The organism is Novosphingobium sp. HNCC26DJ243 (assembly GCF_057180545.1).
In genome coordinates this window covers 1-256 of the sequence record NZ_JBXUGN010000031.1, presented here as the reverse complement: position 1 = coordinate 256, position 256 = coordinate 1, and the positions used below count along the sequence as shown (strand labels likewise).

Below are 256 nucleotides of genomic sequence, written 5' to 3'. Positions count from 1 at the left end.
CGCCAAGGCTGCCACCACCGGCGGATCGGCCAGCGTCGAAGCCGTGCCGGCCACGCCGGACTCAGGCCTGTCCACCTTCGTCAGCGCCGAGATCGCCAAGTCCGAGCGCCCCGAACTGACCAGCGCCAAGATCATCGTCTCGGGTGGCCGCGCCTTGAAGGATGCCGCCACCTTCGAACAGATCATCACCCCGCTTGCCGACAAGCTCGGCGCCGGCATCGGCGCAAGCCGCGCGGCGGTCGACGCAGGCTACGTG

Annotated in this window: 1 protein-coding gene; it reads left to right on the top strand. The window is 69.9% G+C overall.

Annotated features, from left to right (window positions below; all coding sequences use genetic code 11):
- The coding region (locus tag AC2A04_RS18310) for an FAD-binding protein (protein ID WP_484213790.1) at positions 1 to 256 on the top strand (256 nt) is incomplete at both ends.